The sequence below is a fragment of the Pseudescherichia sp. genome, from assembly GCF_031998825.1.
In the GTDB taxonomy this organism is placed as follows: domain Bacteria; phylum Pseudomonadota; class Gammaproteobacteria; order Enterobacterales; family Enterobacteriaceae; genus Pseudescherichia.
Genome location: NZ_DAMACX010000004.1, coordinates 1 through 20,647, shown reverse-complemented (window position 1 = coordinate 20,647; position 20,647 = coordinate 1). Strand labels below are relative to the sequence as shown.

The 20,647-nt window shown below is 56.0% G+C and carries 15 protein-coding genes and 6 tRNA genes; 5 read left to right on the top strand and 16 right to left on the bottom strand.

Translation table 11 applies throughout. The features are described from left to right. Positions 1-53: 53 nt before the first annotated feature. The 10 genes from RTP97_RS02840 to nagB all read right to left on the bottom strand — a co-directional run bounded on the left by RTP97_RS02840 (position 54) and on the right by nagB (position 6,784). Positions 54-128 (bottom strand) — tRNA-Gln (locus RTP97_RS02840). A 37-nt stretch (positions 129-165) separates the two neighbouring features. Next, positions 166-240: transfer RNA gene (locus tag RTP97_RS02835), tRNA-Gln, on the bottom strand. 48 nt (positions 241-288) lie between these two features. Beyond that, positions 289-362, bottom strand: a tRNA-Met gene (locus RTP97_RS02830). Between the two features lie 55 nt (positions 363-417). Then, positions 418-492 (bottom strand) — tRNA-Gln (locus tag RTP97_RS02825). Positions 493-514: 22 nt separating this feature from the next. Next, a tRNA-Leu gene (locus tag RTP97_RS02820) sits at positions 515-599 on the bottom strand. Positions 600-608: 9 nt separating this feature from the next. Further along, positions 609-685: transfer RNA gene (locus tag RTP97_RS02815), tRNA-Met, on the bottom strand. 240 nt (positions 686-925) lie between these two features. Then, entirely contained in the window at positions 926-2,587 is a 1,662-nt protein-coding gene (gene asnB, locus RTP97_RS02810; protein WP_312410686.1) for an asparagine synthase B, read from the bottom strand. 997 nt (positions 2,588-3,584) lie between these two features. Further along, the gene (locus tag RTP97_RS02805; RefSeq protein ID WP_312211556.1) at positions 3,585-4,805 is read right to left on the bottom strand and encodes an N-acetylglucosamine repressor; all 1,221 of its coding nucleotides are present in this window, start codon (positions 4,803-4,805) and stop codon (positions 3,585-3,587) included. Positions 4,806-4,813: 8 nt separating this feature from the next. Then, the gene (gene nagA / locus RTP97_RS02800; RefSeq protein ID WP_312410684.1) at positions 4,814-5,962 is read right to left on the bottom strand and encodes an N-acetylglucosamine-6-phosphate deacetylase; all 1,149 of its coding nucleotides are present in this window, start codon (positions 5,960-5,962) and stop codon (positions 4,814-4,816) included. Positions 5,963-5,983: 21 nt separating this feature from the next. Continuing rightward, positions 5,984-6,784 (bottom strand): glucosamine-6-phosphate deaminase, encoded by an 801-nt coding sequence (nagB, locus tag RTP97_RS02795; protein WP_312211558.1) that lies wholly within the window; start codon positions 6,782-6,784, stop codon positions 5,984-5,986. 324 nt (positions 6,785-7,108) lie between these two features. Between nagB and nagE the strand changes: the two genes are divergently transcribed. Both nagE and glnS read left to right on the top strand, forming a co-directional pair. Then, positions 7,109-9,061, top strand: a complete 1,953-nt coding sequence (nagE, locus tag RTP97_RS02790; RefSeq protein ID WP_312410681.1) for a PTS N-acetyl glucosamine transporter subunit IIABC — start codon at positions 7,109-7,111, stop codon at positions 9,059-9,061. A 170-nt stretch (positions 9,062-9,231) separates the two neighbouring features. Then, entirely contained in the window at positions 9,232-10,899 is a 1,668-nt protein-coding gene (gene glnS, locus RTP97_RS02785) for a glutamine--tRNA ligase (RefSeq protein WP_312410678.1), read from the top strand. A gap of 69 nt (positions 10,900-10,968) precedes the next feature. Here glnS and RTP97_RS02780 read toward each other — a convergent pair whose 3' ends face one another. From RTP97_RS02780 to RTP97_RS02755, 6 genes are all read right to left on the bottom strand, one after another. Beyond that, the gene (locus RTP97_RS02780; protein WP_312211561.1) at positions 10,969-12,018 is read right to left on the bottom strand and encodes an ABC transporter permease subunit; all 1,050 of its coding nucleotides are present in this window, start codon (positions 12,016-12,018) and stop codon (positions 10,969-10,971) included. Positions 12,019-12,036: 18 nt separating this feature from the next. Beyond that, on the bottom strand, positions 12,037-13,566 hold the full coding sequence (locus tag RTP97_RS02775; RefSeq protein ID WP_312410675.1) for a sugar ABC transporter ATP-binding protein: 1,530 nt from the start codon (positions 13,564-13,566) through the stop codon (positions 12,037-12,039). 10 nt (positions 13,567-13,576) lie between these two features. After that, positions 13,577-14,188, bottom strand: coding sequence for a DUF2291 domain-containing protein (locus RTP97_RS02770; protein WP_312410673.1), 612 nt, complete (start codon positions 14,186-14,188; stop codon positions 13,577-13,579). Between the two features lie 45 nt (positions 14,189-14,233). Continuing rightward, positions 14,234-15,169, bottom strand: coding sequence for a D-ribose ABC transporter substrate-binding protein (locus RTP97_RS02765; protein WP_312410671.1), 936 nt, complete (start codon positions 15,167-15,169; stop codon positions 14,234-14,236). A 77-nt stretch (positions 15,170-15,246) separates the two neighbouring features. Further along, the gene (locus tag RTP97_RS02760) at positions 15,247-16,188 is read right to left on the bottom strand and encodes a transketolase C-terminal domain-containing protein (protein ID WP_312410668.1); all 942 of its coding nucleotides are present in this window, start codon (positions 16,186-16,188) and stop codon (positions 15,247-15,249) included. Beyond that, entirely contained in the window at positions 16,181-17,035 is an 855-nt protein-coding gene (locus tag RTP97_RS02755; RefSeq protein ID WP_312211566.1) for a transketolase, read from the bottom strand. The genes RTP97_RS02760 and RTP97_RS02755 overlap by 8 nt, the downstream gene beginning before the upstream one ends. 327 nt (positions 17,036-17,362) lie before the next feature. On the opposite strand from RTP97_RS02755, the gene RTP97_RS02750 reads away from it, so the two are divergent. Genes RTP97_RS02750 through RTP97_RS02740 form a run of 3 tightly spaced genes read left to right on the top strand, consistent with a single transcriptional unit; the run spans position 17,363 to position 20,489 of the window. Beyond that, entirely contained in the window at positions 17,363-18,868 is a 1,506-nt protein-coding gene (locus RTP97_RS02750; RefSeq protein ID WP_312410665.1) for an FGGY-family carbohydrate kinase, read from the top strand. Positions 18,869-18,890: 22 nt separating this feature from the next. Beyond that, on the top strand, positions 18,891-19,688 hold the full coding sequence (locus tag RTP97_RS02745; RefSeq protein ID WP_312410662.1) for an SDR family oxidoreductase: 798 nt from the start codon (positions 18,891-18,893) through the stop codon (positions 19,686-19,688). A gap of 18 nt (positions 19,689-19,706) precedes the next feature. Continuing rightward, positions 19,707-20,489 (top strand): SDR family oxidoreductase, encoded by a 783-nt coding sequence (locus tag RTP97_RS02740; RefSeq protein WP_312410658.1) that lies wholly within the window; start codon positions 19,707-19,709, stop codon positions 20,487-20,489. Positions 20,490-20,647: the final 158 nt, after the last annotated feature.

The window sequence follows — 20,647 nt, the reverse complement described above, 5'->3', positions numbered from 1 at the left end:
GGTAAAAGCACAAAAACAAAAAAGCCCGCCGAAGCGAGCTTTTTTGTTTTATGTGGCTGGGGTACGAGGATTCGAACCTCGGAATGCTGGAATCAGAATCCAGTGCCTTACCGCTTGGCGATACCCCAACAGGGTGCGTTCGCGTGAGCAAACGTCTTTTTAAATTGGCTGGGGTACGAGGATTCGAACCTCGGAATGCTGGAATCAGAATCCAGTGCCTTACCGCTTGGCGATACCCCAACAATTTTTTACGTCATAAGCATCTTAACGATACTCATCAGAATAGAGTGGCTACTACGGGAATCGAACCTGTGACCCCATCATTATGAGTGATGTGCTCTAACCAGCTGAGCTAAGTAGCCAAATTGTACTGCTAATTACTCAAGACAAACGTGTTAACACGAGAGTCGAAAAAAGTGGCTGGGGTACCTGGATTCGAACCAGGGAATGCCGGTATCAAAAACCGGTGCCTTACCGCTTGGCGATACCCCATCCGTGCAACGCTTACTGGGAATGGTGCGGGAGGCGAGACTTGAACTCGCACACCTTGCGGCGCCAGAACCTAAATCTGGTGCGTCTACCAATTTCGCCACTCCCGCAAAAAAAGATGGTGGCTACGACGGGATTCGAACCTGTGACCCCATCATTATGAGTGATGTGCTCTAACCAGCTGAGCTACGTAGCCCTCTTTTTTTCGCGTTACCTTATCGGCGTTGCGGGGCGCATTATGCGTATTGGGCCTTTCAGCGTCAACACCTTTTTCATCGAAAATTGCCGGAATGTGACTGTTTGGTTAGGTTGCGAACAGCCTGGCGTATAATTCGGCAATTATTGGTTATATCTTGATTTTAATTGAGAGATAACAGGATCAAAACCAACAAAAACGGGTCCCGCAGGACCCGCTATTATCACGCTACTTTATCTATCAGTAGGCAGACTGGTGAACGCCTACCGCACGGCCTGATGGATCGTTCATGGTTTTAAACGCTTCATCCCACTCAATCGCTTTGGCAGAGGAGCAGGCGACGGACGGACCGCCCGGTACGCATTCGGCAGCGCTGGCAACCGGGAACAGCTCTTCAAAGACTTCACGGTACAGGTACGCCTCTTTAGAGGTCGGCGTGTTGTACGGGAAGCGGTAGCTGGCGGTCTCCAGCTGCTGGTCGCTCACCTGCTGTGCTGCCACCTCTTTCAGGGTGTCGATCCAGCTGTAGCCTACGCCATCAGAGAACTGCTCCTTCTGACGCCATGCTACGCTTGCCGGCAGGTAGGATTCGAAGCACTCACGCAGCACATGTTTTTCCATTTTGCCGTTGCCGCACATCTTATCCTGCGGGTTAATACGCATTGCCACGTCGAGGAAGTTTTTATCCAGGAAGGGCACACGCGCTTCCACGCCCCAGGCCGACATCGCTTTGTTGGCGCGGGCGCAGTCAAACATATGCAGCGCCTGCAGCTTGCGCACGGTCTCTTCATGCAGCTCTTTAGCATCCGGCGCTTTATGGAAGTAGAGATAGCCGCCAAACACTTCGTCAGAGCCTTCACCCGACAGCACCATCTTGATGCCCATCGCTTTGATCTTACGTGACATCAGGTACATCGGCGTTGAGGCGCGGATGGTGGTCACGTCATAGGTCTCAATGTGGTAGATCACGTCGCGGATGGCGTCCAGACCTTCCTGCACGGTAAAGTGGATCTCGTGGTGCACGGTACCCAGATGTTCAGCAACCGCCTGGGCCGCTTTCAGATCCGGCGCGCCTTCCAGGCCCACGGCAAAGGAGTGCAGCTGCGGCCACCAGGCTTCTGACTGCTCCTGATCTTCCACGCGGCGTGCGGCAAACTTTTTAGTGATAGCAGAAATAATGGATGAATCGAGACCACCGGAGAGCAGCACGCCGTACGGTACGTCTGACATCAGGTGGCTCTTCACCGCATCTTCCAGCGCCTTGCGCAGCTCGGCTTTGTCAGTCACGTTGTCTTTTACCGCATCGTACTCAAACCAGTCGCGCTGGTAGTAGCTGCGGATCTCACCGTCCTGGCTCCACAGGTAGCTACCCGCCGGGAACTCTTTGATGGTGCGGCAGACCGGTACCAGGGCTTTCATTTCAGACGCCACGTACATGTTGCCGTGCTCGTCGTAGCCCATATACAGCGGGATGATACCGATATGGTCGCGGCCAATCAGGTAGGCATCTTTTTCGCTATCGTAGAGAACGAAGGCGAACATGCCCTGCAGCTCGTCGAGGAACTCTGGGCCCTTCTCCTGATACAGCGCCAGGATAACTTCGCAGTCAGAGCCGGTCTGGAAATCGTAGCGATCGCCATATTCGGCGCGCAGGGCCTGATGGTTGTAGATTTCACCGTTAACGGCCAGAGCATGGGTTTTTTGGGCGTTATAGAGCGGCTGTGCGCCAGCGTTGACGTCAACAATAGAGAGACGTTCGTGGGACAGAATCGCTTTATCGCTTGCGTATACGCCGGACCAGTCAGGGCCGCGATGGCGCATCAGGCGGGAGAGCTCCAGCGCTTTCTTACGCAGCTCACCTGCATCCGTTTTAATATCCAGTACGCCAAAAATTGAACACATAACCTTCTCCGTTAACCCTGTGATGTTGCTTCGTGTTGTGAGTTTGCAGACGTTGCGTCATCGCGTTGTCTTATTGCTTGATTAAGAAAATGCCGGAAAGCGCAGGCGGGCGCAAGGGTTTTAGCGGGGCGAAATTAAAAAGTGCAATTGCCATTGTTGAATAGTGAAAAAAGCACAGACTTTGACGCTGGTTATTGATGATTATTCATTTTTAAGGCGCTTTTTTTGATGCGGATTATCTTATGGAGCAATAATGATAAGGGAAATATGTCACTTTAACGCATGTGTTCCGTTCACCTCATGGAGGGCAGAACATATAACGGGTCTCACACGTGAACGGGATAAGGGGGCCACCGCGGCCCCCTTATCGATCCCCGCGGCCCCGCGGGGAAACCGGTGCTGCGCACTGCGCTCACCTCCCGTCCGGCTGACCGACGGCCGGCTCGACTCGACGTCGTGTCTCGTTTCGCCTCTGGCCGCCCTCCCTGGCGTCCAGTCCTTGTCATCCGGTCTCCGGTTCGCCGGTTTCAGCGGGGACTCAACACCCGCGCTGTTAGACCGGAACTTACAGCAACATTGAAGCCGCTATAAGCACGATATCAAAGCGAGGTGTTGGGTCCGGCTGAAAATCGCCGAGGCGTTCACTTCTGGCCGGGACAGCCCGCATGGATGCGGGCTGAGGGCGTGCCTTACAGGGAAGTTACCTCACGCCCGACCCGGAAGCCGGAAGCCGGAAGGGATAAGCTGAGGACAAAATTGCCGGGAGCAATTTTGGACAGCGCTTGCGCTGGTCCCGAAGGGGTGAGCCCCAGGGATGGGGCGAGCAATCCGCAAAGCGGCGATTTTCCTGGCCGGGAGCCCGGGTCGCCAGGGTGGTGGCGGCGAGCCACCCTGGCACGTTCACGGGTGTAGAATTTTCAGATAAGCAGGAGATTAAAAGTGAACGGAAACACAGTTAGATCCACATATTCTTCGTGCTTTTTTACACAGAGTATATCTACTCCTCCAGCAGATGCTGCAGCAGCGAGCCGTTGAGCATGGCGCGCTTCACCAGCGCAAAGGCACCAATGGCCGAGCGGTGATCCAACGTAGAGCGCACCACCGGCAGGTTTTTGCGAAACGCCTTCAGCGCCTGGGTATTGATGCAGCCCTCAATGGCGGGAAGCAGCACCTTCTCCGCCTCGACAATCTCACCGGCAATAACAATTTTCTGCGGATTAAACAGATTAATAGCGATGGCGATGGTTTTGCCCAGATGACGACCAACGTGCTCAATCACCTCGCAGGCCAGCGCGTCGCCTTTATTGGCCGCTTTACAGATCGCTTTGATTGAGCAGTCGTCCAGCGTGATGCGACTCTGGTAGCCCTGCTCAAGCAAATGGCGTACCCGCTGTTCAATCGCGGCATTTGCCGCCACGGTCTCCAGACAGCCAAAGTTACCGCAGTGGCAGCGCTCGCCCAGCGGCTCGACCTGAATATGGCCGATCTCGCCGACGTTGCCGTTACGACCAATAAAGATACGCCCGTTAGAGATGATACCCGCCCCGGTTCCGCGGTGAACGCGCACTAGAATAGAGTCCTCACAGTCCTGGCTTGCACCAAAGTAGTGCTCGGCCAGCGCCAGGCTGCGAATATCGTGACCAACAAAGCAGGTCACCTTAAAGCGTTTTTCCAGCGCGCTAACCAGCCCCCAGTTCTCTACCTGAATATGCGGCATATAGCGGATCACGCCGCTCTCCGGATCCACCAGCCCCGGCAGGATCACCGAAATCGCAATCAGCTCGCGGGTTTTACGCTGGCAGGTATCAATAAAGGTGGCGATGGTATTGAGAAGAGCGTGCTCTAACGTCTCCTGAGTGCGCTCCGGCAGGGGATAGTGCTCTTCCGCCAACACCTTGCTGCTCAGATCGTAGAGCGTCAGAGTGGTATCGTAGCGGCCAAGGCGTACGCCAATCGCATTAAAGTTACGCGTCTCGGTAATAATAGAGATGGCGCGGCGACCACCGGTCGAGGCCTGCTGATCAACCTCTTTAATCAAACCGCGCTCAATAAGCTGTCGCGTGATTTTCGTCACGCTGGCGGGGGCAAGCTGGCTCTGCTCGGCAATCTGGATCCGCGAGATGGGGCCATGCTGATCGATCAGGCGGTAAACAGCCGCGCTATTGAGTTGTTTTACGAGGTCAACGTTACCAATTTGAGCTTGTCCGCCTGATGTCATACTTTCACTTACTCGATGATGACCTCGTTACCATTAACGATGGTCTTAATTACTTTAAAGTCGTGGGTAAACGCGGTCAGGTTCGCCACCATGCCCGGTGCGATACTGCCTAACTGTTTATCAACGCCGATGGCGCGGGCCGGGTAGAGCGTTGCCATACGCAGCGCTTCGTCCAGCGCAACGCCGACGTGCTCGACAAGATTGGCTACCCCTTCGATCATGGTCAGTGCCGAACCGCTCAGGGTACCGTTCTCATCTACACAGAGTCCATTACGGTAGTATATTGTTTTACCAGCAAAAATGAATTCGTCAATGACTGCACCCGCCGCGGCGGTGGCGTCAGTGACCAGGCACAGCTTATCGCCCTTCAGGCGTTTCGCCATCCGAACGTTAGTAAAATCAACGTGTAAGCCATCAACGATAATGCCGCAGTAGACGTCAGCGTCATCAAGGATCGCGCCAATTAAGCCCGGTTCGCGTCCGGTGATGTAGGGCATGGCGTTGAAAAGGTGAGTCGCAAAGGTAATACCCGCGCGGAAACCGGCTTTCGCCTCGACAAGGGTCGAATTAGAGTGGCCGGCAGAGACCACAATCCCGGCCGCTGCTAGCTTGCGGATCACGGCAGGATCGACCATCTCCGGAGCCAGAGTTAGCTTGGCAATCACATCGGCATTGGCGCAGAGAAAATCGACCAGCTCGCTGTCCGGGGTGCGCACAAAGTCAGGATCGTGGGTGCCTTTTTTCACTACGTTGAGCCAGGGACCTTCCAGATGCAGGCCCAGCGCCTGGTGCGGATACTTAGCCAGGTAGTCGCGCATCACCTGCACGCCCTGTTTCATCAGCTCATCGCTGGTGGTGATGAGCGTGGGTAAAAAGCTGGTGCAGCCCGACTGTTCGTTGGCGCGCTGCATAATCTCCAGCGTCTCTACGCTCACCGCCTCGGCGGTATCGTTAAACTGTACGCCGCCACAGCCGTTCAGCTGCAGGTCGATGAAACCGGGGGCCAGATATGCACCGTTGAGCGAGCGCTGCTCAATCGTTGGCGGCAGGTCTGCCTGCGGGCAGAGTCGGTCGATTAGACCATCAACGACGATCAGCGCGTGATCGTCCAGAGTTTCATGGCCGGTAAAGATACGGCACTGGGTTAAAGCATACATAACAACCCCCGGGTAAAAATGTTACAGACCTTTGATATTTTCCGCTTCTAATTCAGTGAAGTATTTGAGCGTCTTCACCTTTAGCTCCATCGTTGACGGTTCGTCGCACACCACCACCGCTTTCGGATGCAGCTGCAGGCAGCTGATTGTCCACATGTGGTTAACGTTGCCTTCTACCGCCGCCTGCAATGCCTGCGCCTTAACGTTGCCCAGCACCAGAATCATCACCTCTTCGGCATCCAGCAGGGTGCCTACGCCAACGGTCAGGGCATATTTCGGCACCTGATTGACGTCACCGTCAAAAAAGCGGGAGTTTGCCACGCGGGTGTCATGGGTCAGGGTCTTAATACGGGTGCGGGAGGCCAGCGAGGAGGCCGGTTCGTTAAACGCGATGTGCCCGTCGTTGCCTACGCCACCCATAAAGAGGTGAATTTTGCCGTAGGCACGAATTTTTTCTTCATAACGGCGACATTCTGCGTCAATATCCGGCGCATTACCATTGAGCAGGTTGATATTTTCTGCGGGAATATCAACGTGATCGAAAAAGTTGCGGTGCATAAAGCTGTGGTAGCTCTCCGGGTGCTCTTTTGGCAGACCAACATATTCGTCCATGTTAAAGGTCACGACGTTCTGGAAGCTGACCTGGCCCGCTTTATGCATTTCAACCAGCGCTTTGTAGGCGGTAAGCGGCGTGCCGCCGGTGGGCAGGCCAAGAACAAACGGACGATCCGCAGTGGGTTTGAACGCATTGATGCGGTTAACGATATGGCGGGCGGCCCATTTACCGACCTGTTCGGCACTCGTCAGGGGGATCAGTCTCATTGTTTACCTCTACACAGTGTGAAATTAACGTTGGCGAACTGCTGCCTGTACGCTTTAAGCGTAACCCAGATTGCGCCATAAGAGGGGCAGTTCGTCCTGATTTTTTGAATCATAAAATAAGTTTTCGTTCTTAGCCAGTAACCAGGAGTGTAAATAACGATATTTGGTGATTGTAATCACAAAAAATGCGCGTTTAATTTGCGAGGCGAATTAAATTTCCACACACTTGAACAGTCTGCGTAAAACGACCGCATTACAGGGTTGGTTTAACTATAAAAAATGGTTAGTGATGAGGCTCAGCGGAGTTTCACAGGGGGGTATAAAATGAATATTCTTGGTTTCTTCCAGCGACTGGGGCGGGCGTTACAGCTCCCTATCGCTGTGCTGCCCGTCGCGGCCCTGCTGCTGCGATTCGGTCAGCCCGATCTGCTTAACGTCCCGTTTATCGCCCAGGCGGGCGGGGCAATTTTTGACAACCTGGCCCTGATCTTCGCTATCGGTGTGGCCTCGTCGTGGTCAAAAGACAGCGCAGGCGCGGCAGCGCTGGCCGGTGCGGTAGGCTACTTTGTGATGACCAAAGCGATGGTTACCATCAACCCGGCCATCAATATGGGCGTGCTCTCCGGTATCATCACCGGCCTGGTGGGCGGCGCGGTCTATAACCGCTGGTCCAACATCAAGCTGCCTGAGTTCCTGAGCTTCTTCGGCGGCAAACGCTTTGTGCCGATTGCCACCGGCTTCTTCTGTCTGATCCTGGCGGCCATTTTTGGCTACGTCTGGCCGCCGGTGCAGAACGCTATCCACGCTGGCGGGGAGTGGATCGTCTCCATGGGCGCGGTCGGCTCCGGTATCTTCGGCTTCGTTAACCGTCTGCTGATCCCGACTGGTCTGCATCAGGTGCTGAACACCATCGCCTGGTTCCAGATTGGCGAGTTTACTAACGCCGCAGGCGTTGTCTTCCACGGCGATATCAACCGCTTCTACGCGGGCGACGGCACCGCAGGCATGTTCATGTCCGGCTTCTTCCCGATCATGATGTTTGGTCTGCCTGGTGCGGCGCTGGCGATGTACTTCGCCGCCCCGAAAGCGCGTCGCCCAATGATTGGCGGCATGCTGCTCTCCGTGGCTATCACCGCCTTCCTGACCGGTGTTACCGAGCCGCTGGAATTCCTGTTCATGTTCCTGGCACCGCTGCTCTATCTTCTGCACGCCGTGCTGACGGGCATCAGCCTGTTTGTTGCCACCGCGCTGGGGATCCATGCGGGCTTCTCCTTCTCTGCAGGCGCAATCGACTATGCGCTGATGTATAACCTGCCTGCTGCCAGCAGCAACGTCTGGATGCTGGTGGTGATGGGTCTGATCTTCTTCGCCATCTACTTCGTGGTCTTTAGCTTCGTTATCCGCGCCTTCAACCTGAAAACGCCGGGCCGCGAAGAGACTGACGACGCAGTGGTCACCTCTGAAGCCAACAGCAATACCGACGAGGGTCTCGATCAGCTGGCGACCAGCTACATCGCTGCCATTGGCGGTACTGACAACCTGAAAGCGATCGATGCCTGTATTACCCGTCTACGTCTGACCGTGGCGGACTCCGCGCGCGTTAACGACGTACAGTGTAAGCGTCTGGGCGCCTCTGGCGTGGTGAAGCTGAACAAGCAGAGTATTCAGGTGATTGTCGGTGCAAAAGCGGAATCCGTAGGGGATGCCATGAAGCGTGTGGTCGCCCGTGGCCCGGTGGCCGCAGCCGCCAGCGTCCAGCCCGCGGCTAACGCTCCGGCCGCCGCGGTTAAACCGCAGGCCGTGCCGAACGCCGTCACCGTTGCGGCGCTGGTGTCGCCGGTAACCGGTGAGGTTGTTCCGCTGGAGCAGGTGCCTGATGAGGCCTTTGCCAGCAAAGCGGTTGGCGACGGCGTGGCGGTGAAACCGACGGGTAAAACCGTGGTCTCCCCGGCCGCCGGTACCATCGTTAAGATCTTCAACACCAACCATGCTTTCTGTCTGGAAACCGAAAAAGGCGCGGAGATCGTGGTCCATATGGGCATCGACACCGTTGCGCTGAACGGCCAGGGCTTTACCCGCCTGGTGGAAGAGGGCGCGGACGTCGTCGCAGGCCAGCCGGTGCTGGAGATGGATCTCGACTATCTCAACGCCAACGCGCGCTCGATGATTAGCCCGGTGGTGTGCAGCAACATCGACGATTTCAGCGGTCTGGTCTTCCAGGCTGAAGGTCAGGTCGTTGCAGGCCAGACCCCGCTGTTTGAGGTGAAGGGTAAATAGCCGTAACCTACGATTAAACAGCGGCGGAGCCTGTCTCCGCCGCTTTTTTTTGCCCGGCGTGCGGCGATCGCTCTACCATTAACGCTTTTTGTTGATCTAAGGGTTGTCTCCGCGTCCCGCTTATAAGATCATGTTCCGTTATACGTTGTTTACGTTTTGAGGAACCCGCGATGAGTGAGGCAGAAGCCCGCCCGACTAACTTTATTCGCCAGATTATTGATGAAGATCTGGCCAGTGGTAAGCACAGCACGGTTTGCACCCGTTTTCCGCCGGAGCCGAATGGCTACCTGCATATCGGCCATGCAAAATCTATCTGCCTGAACTTCGGTATCGCCCAGGACTATCAGGGGCAGTGCAACCTGCGCTTTGACGATACTAACCCGGTGAAGGAAGATATCGAATACGTTGATTCGATCAAAAATGACGTGCAGTGGCTGGGTTTCCACTGGTCGGGTGACGTTCGCTACTCCTCTGACTATTTCGACCAGCTGCATAGCTACGCCGTCGAGCTGATCAATAAAGGCCTGGCCTACGTTGACGAGCTGTCACCGGAGCAGATCCGCGAATACCGTGGCACCCTGACCGCGCCGGGTAAAAATAGCCCGTTCCGCGATCGTAGCGTTGAAGAGAACCTGGCGCTGTTTGAAAAAATGCGTGCCGGTGGCTTCGAAGAGGGCACCGCCTGCCTGCGTGCCAAAATCGACATGGCCTCGCCGTTTATCGTGATGCGCGACCCGGTTCTGTACCGCATTAAGTTTGCCGAGCACCACCAGACCGGCAACAAATGGTGCATCTATCCGATGTACGACTTCACCCACTGCATCAGCGATGCGCTGGAAGGCATTACCCATTCACTCTGTACGCTGGAGTTCCAGGACAACCGTCGTCTCTACGACTGGGTGCTGGATAACATCACCATTCCGGTTCATCCGCGCCAGTACGAGTTCTCGCGCCTGAACCTGGAATATGCCGTGATGTCCAAGCGTAAGCTCAACCTGCTGGTGACGGACAAAATCGTTGAGGGCTGGGACGATCCGCGTATGCCGACCATTTCTGGTCTGCGCCGTCGCGGCTACACTGCCGCCTCCATCCGTGAGTTCTGCAAACGCATCGGCGTGACCAAGCAGGACAACACCATTGAGATGGCGTCGCTGGAGTCCTGCATTCGTGAAGATCTCAACGAAAACGCCCCGCGTGCGATGGCGGTTATCGATCCGGTGAAGCTGGTTATCGAGAACTACCCGCAGGGTGAGAGCGAAGTGGTGACCATGCCGAATCATCCGAACAAGCCGGAGATGGGCAGCCGCGAAGTGCCGTTTAGCACCGAGATCTGGATCGATCGTGCTGATTTCCGCGAAGAGGCGAACAAACAGTACAAGCGTCTGGTGCTGGGTAAAGAGGTGCGCCTGCGCAACGCCTACGTGATCAAAGCCGAGCGCGTAGAGAAAGACGCGGAAGGCAACATCACCACTATCTTCTGCTCCTACGATGCCGAGACCCTGAGCAAGGATCCGGCTGACGGTCGCAAGGTGAAAGGGGTGATCCACTGGGTCAGCGCCGCGCATGCGCTGCCGGTTGAGATCCGCCTCTACGATCGCCTGTTCAGCGTGGCGAACCCGGGCGCGGCAGAGGATTTCCTCGCCACCATCAACCCGGAGTCGCTGGTGATCAAGCAGGGCTTCGCCGAGCAGTCCCTGAACGCCGCTGAAGCCGGCAAGGCGTACCAGTTCGAGCGTGAAGGCTACTTCTGCCTCGACAGCCGCTACTCCACGGCGGAGAAGCTGGTGTTTAACCGCACCGTTGGCCTGCGCGATACCTGGGCTAAAATCGGCGAATAAGTTGCTCTCGCCCGGAAAAGAAAAACGCCGCTTATGCGGCGTTTTTTATTGCCAGGCCTCAGCGCAACATTACGTTGCCTCTGCCTGCAATTTTTTCTCGTGGCGGCGCAGCAGCACCACTTTGCTTTGCAGACGCTGCTGGAACTGATCGATAACCACCGCGGTGACAATCACCAGACCCTTAATCACCATCTGCCAGAAGTCGCTAACCCCCATCATCACCATCCCGTCAGCGAGGAAGACGATGACGAATGCACCGATGATCGAGCCGGAGACACGGCCTCGTCCACCTGCCAGCGCGGTTCCGCCCAGTACGGTGGCGCCGATAGCGTCCATCTCAAACATATTCCCGGTCATTGGGTGAGAGGTTTGCAGCTGGGATGCCACAATCAGCCCCACCAGCGCCGCGCACAGGCCCGAGAAAGCGTAGACAAACACCTTAACCTTGATGATAGGAACGCCTGCCAGCCGCGCGGCGGATTCATTCCCGCCGATGGCGTAAATATAGCGGCCCAGCGGGGTCTTGCGGGTCATATAGAGGCCCAACAGCAGGAAGCTCACCATCAGCCAGATGGGGATATAGATGCCGAGAATGGTGCCGGAGCCTAGAATCGCAAAACCGGTATTGCCTAACTCAGGCATCCCCACGAGGTTGGCATAGGTGCTACCGTCGTTAAACAGCAGCGCCGCGCCACGGGCAACGTACATCATGCCGAGGGTACAGATAAAGGGGGCAACCCCCAGACGGGTGATCACCGCCCCGTTGATCAGGCCCAACAGAATGCCAAAACCGGCGACCAGCAGGATCACTTCCGGCACGTTAAAGAAGATGATCTGCTCGCCCCAGATCGGCAGGCCGTTGGTTAACAGCGCCCCGGCAACCATGCCGCACATGCCCGCCACCGCGCCGACGGAGAGGTCGATACCGCCGGTGAGGATCACCAGCGTCATACCTATCGCCAGCAGGCCGGTAATGGCAACGTGCTGGGTCATGATCAGCAGGTTCGACATGGTCAGGAAGTTGGGCACCATCACGCTGAAGAAGCCCATGACGATCAGCAGGGCAATGAAGGTGCGCGCTTTGAGCAAATACATGTAGATCATATACTTTTTGTTCATTTCTCTCTCCAGCAGACATCAGTCTTGCGGTGTAGAAGCGCTGATTAATTTTTCCCGCGTAACGGAAGCGCGCGGTAAATCTGCGGTGATACGGCCATCGGCCATAACCAGAACCCGGTCAGCCAGCGCCATGACCTCATCCAGCTCGGAGGAGGAGAACATAACGGCCAGCCCCTGATGCGCCATTTTGCCAATCAGGTGATACACATCGGTTTTCGCGCCAACGTCAATGCCGCGCGTTGGCTCATCCAGCAGGACCACTTTGGGTCCGGTCATCAATGCCTTACCCAGCACCACCTTTTGCTGGTTGCCGCCGCTTAGCGAGGTAATGGGCAGCTCCGTGTCGCCGGCCTTAATCGCCAGCTGCTCGACCATGTGGTTGACCTGCTGCTCCTCTTTAACTGGACTGAGCAGGCGCAGGGCGCGACGAAAGCCCAGCAGGCTCAGGTCGGTCAGCGTCATATTGCTTTTGATCGACATCAGTTGCACCACGCCTTCGCCCTGGCGATCCTCCGGCACTAAGGTGATGCCGCGCTTTAGCCTCTGCTGGAAAGAGCGCTTGTCCAGACTTTCACCATCAAGACTGATGGTGCCCGACTGGCAGCCCATCATCCCCACCAGGCCCTTAAACAGCTCGGTGCGTCCCGCGCCGAGCAGGCCATAGATGCCGATGACTTCCCCTTTGCGCAGGTCAAAGGAGACGTCGTTCAATTTATAACCGCCGTTCTGATGCAGCGCGGTCAGGCCGTTGACCTTGAGGATCGTTTCGCCATGCGCGGCGGGGCTGTAGTCAAAATGTTTTTTCTTGTCCCCGACCATCTGCTCGATGATCCAGGGCACGCTGGCCTGCTGAACGGGACGTTCGCTGATAAAGCGGCCATCGCGGAAGATGGTGATGTGATCGCCAATCTCCATCAGCTCCTCCAGCCGGTGGGAGATATAGATGATGGTGACGCCGCGGCGCTTAAGCTGGGCGATAACGTTAAACAGCACCCGTACTTCCGACTGGCTCAGCGCGCTGGTGGGCTCGTCCATGATCAGCACTCGGGTATCCTTGGAGAGGGCGCGGGCGATCTCGACCAGCTGTTGATGGCCGATCCCCAGCTCGCCTAATGGCGCGTAGGGATCGACGTTCAGCTCCAGCCGCTCCAGCAAAGATTTAGCCAGCTCGTACTGGTATTTTTCGTTAATCACGCCGCGCTGGAAAAACTCATTGCCAATGAAGATGTTGTCCATCACGTTCATATTGGGGAAGAGGTTCAGCTCCTGGAAAATAATGCTGATGCCATGCTTTTCCGCCTGGTGAGTGGAGCCGAGCGTGACCCGCTGCCCGTCCAGCAGGATCTCGCCGGAGGAGGGCGTCTCAACGCCAGCAAGCATTTTCATCATCGTTGATTTACCCGCGCCGTTCTCGCCAATCAGCACGTTGACCTGATTGCGGTAGACGCGGTAGTTAACGTTATCGAGTGCGACTACGCCCGGATAAATACGAGAGAGGTCGCGAGTCTCAATAATTACCTCATCCCGCTGGGTCTGTTGCTCGTTCATAACCCTCTCCTCACTGCCGTGCAATGGATGCAGCCGTCACGTCTGGAATGGTTTGCGGGATATCCCAGGCGGCAAATACCCCGGAAATCGTGACCTTGTCCCCGACGGCGGGCTTGAAGTTCACCATCATTTCTGAAGCCTGTTGGTTGATAGCCTTACCGTAATCGCCATACAGCACCTGATCGTTAAAGTCCTGATAGCTGGCACCTTTATACCCATCCCGCAGGCTGGTGCCGCGAATAATCGGCCCCATCTGGACCACGATCTCTCCACCCTGCTCATCGCGTACCGTCATCTTTCCGCTGCGGGATTTGGTGTTGACCTTGGTCACTTCACCGGTAATACGCACGCTGAAGACGCAGGGGTTTTCGCTCTGGCTGCGGTAGCCGTCTTTACTACAGGCCTCATCAAAGCTCTTCTCGGCCTGTAACGTTTTAAGCAATTCAGCGACAGGTTTAGCCTCACGCACATACTGCGGCACAATCTTTTGCTGCCAGGTCTGCTGAATATTGGCCATTTGTGGGTTGGGGGGATTTTTGAGATCGGCCAGCTCTTTCTGCGATACGATACGGCAACCGCCAAGCGCTAAAACGATCAATGCCAGCGCGAGTTTTCTGTGCATTCTTTACTCCTTTGCGCCCGCCGAAGCGGGCGCGGCAACGGGTCATCAGGATTTGAAATTGAAGTCTTGAACTCCTGAGGCGTTGTCAGGGGTGATTAAAATGCCGCGGAACATGACGCGCTGTTTCTCAGGCTTGGTCCCTTTTTGGATAAAGTTATCGAGATCGGTCACGCCCTGGGCGGCAATCGCCTGGGCCTGCAGCATCACCGTCGCTTTGAGGGTGCCCGCTTTCACCGCTTCACGCTCGTCGTTGCTGCCGTCGATGCCGACGACAATCACGTCGTCACGGCCCGCAGATTTCAGCGCGGCAATAGCGCCCAGCGCGACCGGACCGTTACCGCAGATGACGCCTTTCACATCCGGGTGGGCCTGCAGGATACTGTCCATAATGCGCTTGCCGTCAATCAGGGTGCCTTTAGCATCCTGCCGCGCAACGCTCTGCATATCCGGATACTGATCCAGCACCTGGTGGAAGGATTTAGAGCGGGTGACACAGTTATTATCGGCCAGGTTACAGGTCAGTTCGGCATACTTGCCTGTCTCTTCCATTTTTTCGACAAAGACGTTAGCCACGTCAGAGCCGGCCTGGAAGTTGTTATGAGTGATCTGTTCCAGCGCAATGTTATCAACCGGAATTTCACGGTTGATTAACACCACCGGAATGCCCGCATCCTTGGCTTTTTGAATGGCCGCGACGCTGGCGGTTGAGTCAGCGTTATCAAGAATAATGCCCTGAACTTTTTTACCGATAGCCGCGTCGATAAGCTCGCTCTGCTTTTTGACATCTTCGCCGTGCGACAGCACGCTGGTGGTGTAGCCCAGCTCTTTCGCTTTCAGATCGGCCCCTTTCGCTTCTGCCGCGTAGTAGGGGTTATCCAGCGAGTTGACCATAATCATGATCGTGCCTTTTTCAGCGGCAAAGGCATTTACCGAAAATGCACAGGCTGCTGCCACACTTAAAAACAGGAATTTCGTTTTCATAAGATGTTCTCTCAAAATGTAAGTTATGGCGGTTCGACAGGTGTAGGGTTGTCGTTTATTACGTACTTTTGTTAAAGCTATCGGTTAATAAGCGCCAGGGTCTGATTAACGATCCCCGCCACATCAAAACCATGGTATGCCCGCATATCTTTGCGATCGGCAGCAATAGCGTATTCGCCGTCAGGAATACCTAGCCGTTTAAGCACCGCGCCGTGGCCGTTTTCAGCCAGCACTTCCGCGACGATGCTGCCTACGCCCCCGTTCACGTTATGCTCTTCGACGCTGATAATATGTTTAACGTCCTGCAAAGCGGCAAACAGCGCGTCGCGATCTAAGGGACGAATAGAGGGAACGTTAATGACCTTGGCCGAAATACCCTGTTCCGCCAGCTGTGCAGCGGCGTCAACGGCTTCATGAACGGTGGAGCCCATCGCCACCAGCGCAATCTCATCGCCTTCGCTCAGAACATCTACCGCACCGGGGGCAAAGGTGTAACTGTCATCATGCAGTTCAGGTAGCGCTTTACCGTCCATGCGAATGTAGACCGGACCAACGTGCTCCAGGGCATACTCAATGATTTGGCGGCACTCCAACGGTGAAGAGGGGGCAAAGATCTGGATATTGCCGAAGCCGCGCATCACCGAAATATCATCAATCGAGTGGTGGGTGCTGGCCAGCGGGCCATAGCTGGCCCCGGCGTTAAGGCCAAACAGCTTCACGTTGGTGTTGTTGTAGCAGATATCGACTTTCACCTGCTCGTTAGCGCGTGAGACAAGAAACGGCGCGGCGTTACAGGTTACAGCGATTTTTCCGCCCAGCGCCAGCCCGGCGGCAGCCCCGACCAGAGTCTGCTCGGCGATGCCGACGTTAACGATCCGATCCGGAAACTGCTTCATAAAAGGCGAGATCTTGGCGGTTGACGTCGAGTCAGCCACGACGGGAACCAGGTCAACGCCTCTCTCAACCGCACTAATGAAAGCTTCAACCATCACGTTTGCAAGATGTTCTGAATTACTCACTTTTCATGCCCTCTTCGATCAGATCGTTCAGTTCGCTCATGGCCAGCCCGATTTCGTCGCCCTTAGGTACGCGATGGTGCCATTCCGGTTTGCCAGCGATAAAGGAGACGCCTGCGCCCTTGGTGGTATGGGCGATGATGACGTTAGGTTTTCCGGTCTGGGGGAGATTCTCCAGCGCGTTGACTACGGAGGCCATATCGTTGCCCTGGCACTCGGTCACCTCCATGCCGAAAGCGCGCCATTTTTCGTCCAGCGGATCGGTGCACATAATGTCTTTGGTGGCACCTGCCAGCTGCAGGCCATTTTTGTCATTGATAATGACCAGGTTATCCAGCTTGTAGTGGGCGGCGACCATGGCGGCTTCCCAGTTGCTGCCCTCTGCCAGTTCACCATCGCCGGTGATCAGGAAGATGCGGCGCTTGCTGTTGTTACGTTTGGCGGCCAGCGCCAGGCCGACGGCCACCGGGAAACCATGCCCCAGCGCGCCGGTATTCAGCTCAATGCCCGGCGTTTTTTGCTTAACCGGGTGTCCCGGCAGGTGAGAGTTGGCGTGCTGATAGGTTGAGAGCCACTCCACCGGGAAATAGCCCGCTTCAGCGAGAACACAGTAGTAGCAGCCCACGGCATGACCTTTGGACTGAATGTAGATATCACGCTCTTCATCGTCCTGGCGGTCAACGGCGCAGTCGAGTACGCGAAAATAGAGCGCCGTTAACAGTTCGACCTGCGAGAGATCGGCCCCGGTATGGCCACCAGCCGGGCTGTTGGCATTCAGGGAGATGATGTGGCGGCGCACGGCGCGGGCTTTGTTTTCAAGTTCGGGTACAGAAAGTAAGAACGGATTCATCGAACTCCTCCGAATTATTATGCGGCTCTGAATATATATTCAGGCGGGTTCAAAAAAATGGATCCCTGGCCGCTGCTCCAGGTTTCCCTGACCGTGAGTGAATAGTGATCCGTAGTGCTTCAGAATATATATTCACGCATGACTTTATATTCATAATACTACAACCCCTGCTGTTGATCTGTCCAGCGAGATTGATTGAATTGTGATGCCATACGCATTTGTCGCTTTTGCCTGTAGAAGCAGATAGCAATCCCCGCTATCGTTTACAAAATAAATAATCAGTGCTGAATATATATTCATAGAAGGTTCGCTTCTCCGGAGAAACCTATGTCTTCACACAAAAACATTATCATTGCCCTTGATGAAGGTACGACGAACGCAAAGGCCGTCGCCTTAGATGAATCAGGCAAGGTTATCGTTAAATTCAACCAACCGCTCTCTATTCAGACGCCCCGCGAGGGGTGGGTTGAACAGTCAGGCGCGGCGCTGATTGAGGCCTCGGTTAAGGTGATCTCGCAGGCTATTAACGCGGTAGGCGCTAAAAATGTTGCGGCGCTGGCCATTAGCAACCAGCGCGAGACCACCATAGGCTGGTACCGCAGCAACGGCACGCCGCTGCATGCGGCGATCAGCTGGCAATGCTCGCGCACTGCGGATTTTTGCGATGCGCTGCGTCGCGATAATAAAGAGCCGACCATAAAAGCCGTTACCGGTCTGCCGGTCGCGCCGCTCTTCTCGGGTTCCAAAATGCGCTGGCTAATCGAGTCGACGCCAAACGGCCAGGCGCTGGCGACAAACGGGGAGATCTGCCTCGGCACCATCGACAGCTGGCTGCTCTGGAACCTGACCGCAGGCGAAAGCTTCTACTGCGACTACTCTAACGCCGCCCGTACCCAGCTTCTGGATCTACAAAGCGGAAGCTGGAGCCCGGAGATGCTAGATATCTTCCAGATCCCGGCGGCGGCGCTGCCGGAGATCAAACCCTCCAGCGGCCTTTTCGGCTACACCAAAAACGTGGCGGGCATTCCCGACGGCATCCCGATCATGTCGATGGTGGGCGACTCCCACGCCGCGCTGTTTGGGCACGCGCTAGGGGAGGCGGGCTGCGTTAAGGCGACCTACGGCACGGGTTCATCGGTCATGGCGCCGGTTACCTCTGCGCAGTGCAACATTCACTCCCTGGCCACCACCATTGCCTGGCATGACGGCGAGCAGTTGATCTATGGCCTGGAGGGGAATATCCCCCATACCGGTGACGGCGTGGCGTGGATGGCTGACAGCACGGGCCTGAGCGAGCTGCCCGAGGCCGAGCTGGCGGCTGAGCTGAACTCACTTCCGGCCTCGGTGGAGTCAACGCTTGGCGTCTATTTTGTTCCTGCGCTCACGGGATTAGGCGCACCCTGGTGGGATGAGAACGCCCGCGGGGTGATCTGCGGTCTGAGCCGTGGTGTAAAACGGGCGCACCTGATTCGGGCCGCGCTGGAGGCCATCACCTACCAGATCGCCGACGTAGTGACCGCCATGCGCCAGCACAACGATTTTACGCTGACGGCGTTGATGGTGGATGGCGGCCCGACCAAAAACGACTGGCTGATGCAGTATCAGTCAGACCTGCTGGGTTGCCCGGTCATGCGCAGCGACGTACCCGAACTGTCTGCTATCGGGGCGGCACTTTTAGCGCGCAAAGCCGGAGGGCAACTCTCACTCGATGAGCTGAAACAGTACCTTTATCCGCACAGCGAATTTCGCCCCAACATGGAGCGTCATGGCCGTTTACAAAAACGCTGGCGGGAGTGGCAAAAGGCCGTCGAAAGAACCCTACACAAATTCTGAATAGCAGGCGAGGAGAGAGAGTATGGGATATGTATTCGAAAATAAAACGGTCGTCATTACCGGTGCGGCTAAAGGCATCGGTGAGGGCATCGCCAGAAAATTTGCCGATGCGGGAGCGAATCTGGTGCTCTCTGACTACTCGGCTGAGGTGACAGAGACCGCCGAACGGCTGAAGGAGGAGTATCACGAAAATATTATCTCCTTTGTTGCTGACGTCACTGATGAAGAGCAGGTCACCGAGCTTTACCGGCTCGCGCATCACACCTTTGGCAGCATCGATGTCTCTATTCAAAACGCTGGCATTATCACCATCGATCGCTTCGATAAAATGACGCGTCAGGAGTTTGACAACGTGCTCAGCGTAAACACCACCGGCGTGTGGCTATGCTGTCGCGAAGCCGCGAAGTATATGGTGAAACAGCAGAGCGGACGTCTGATCAACACCTCCTCCGGCCAGGGTCGCGTTGGCTTTATCTACACCCCGCACTACGCCGCCAGCAAAATGGGCGTGATCGGTATTACCCAAAGCCTGGCGCTTGAGCTGGCTCAGCACAACATCACGGTTAACGCCTTCTGCCCTGGAATTATCGAAACCAATATGTGGGACTACAACGATCGCGTGTGGGGCGAGATCCTGAGTACGCCAGAGAAGCAGTATAAAAAAGGCGAGCTTATGGACGAATGGGTGCAGGGGATCCCCCTTAAGCGGGCTGGCAAACCCGCCGACGTGGCCGGGCTGGTGGCGTTTCTGGCGTCCGAGGACGCCGCCTACATTACGGGGCAAACCATCAACGTTGATGGCGGCTTGATCATGTCCTAACACATTTGGAGTTAAACCATGGATAAACACTTTTCCCAACGGCTGTTCGACTTAAGCGATCGCGTCGCGTTTGTCACCGGGGCAGGCAGCGGTATTGGTCAAATGATTGCTTACGGCTTTGCCAGCGCGGGAGCCAAAGTCGCCTGTTTCGATCTGCGTGAGGATGGTGGCCTGTCGGAAACGGTAAGCACCATTCAGGAGATGGGCGGCAGCGCCTTCGCTTACACCGGCGACGTACGCGACATTGCGCATCTGCGCGCCGCCATTGCCGAAGTGAAAAAGCAGTTTGGTCGGCTTGACGTTGCCCTCAACGCCGCCGGGATTGCCAACGCTAATCCGGCGCTGGAGATGGAGCCGGACCAGTGGCAGCGGGTTATCGATATCAACCTGACCGGCGTCTGGAACAGCTGCAAAGCCGAGGCGGAGCTGATGCTGGAGAGCGGCGGCGGCTCGATCATTAATATCGCCTCGATGTCCGGCGTGATTGTTAACCGTGGTCTGGAGCAGGCCCACTACAACTGCTCCAAGGCAGGGGTGATCCACTTAAGCAAAAGCCTGGCGATGGAGTGGGCGGAGAAAAATATCCGCGTCAATACCATCAGCCCTGGCTACACGGCGACGCCAATGAACACCCGTCCAGAGATGGTGCACCAGACAAAATCGTTTGAAAGCCAGACGCCGATGCAGCGTATGGCAAAGGTTGAGGAGATGGCGGGTCCGGCGATTTTCCTCGCCACGGATGCCTCATCGTTCTGTACCGGCGTGGATCTGCTGGTCGATGGCGGGTTTGTTTGCTGGTAGCAAATACCTGATCTTTGCGCCCGGTGGCGCTCCGCTTACCGGGCCTACGGCCTCGCGCTTCCGATAAAAAAAGGGCCACCCTGAGGTGGCCCTTTTTTGTTACCGTGACCCGTCCTGAATAGCGTTGACACATTTTACTCATACACTGAGGAAAATGT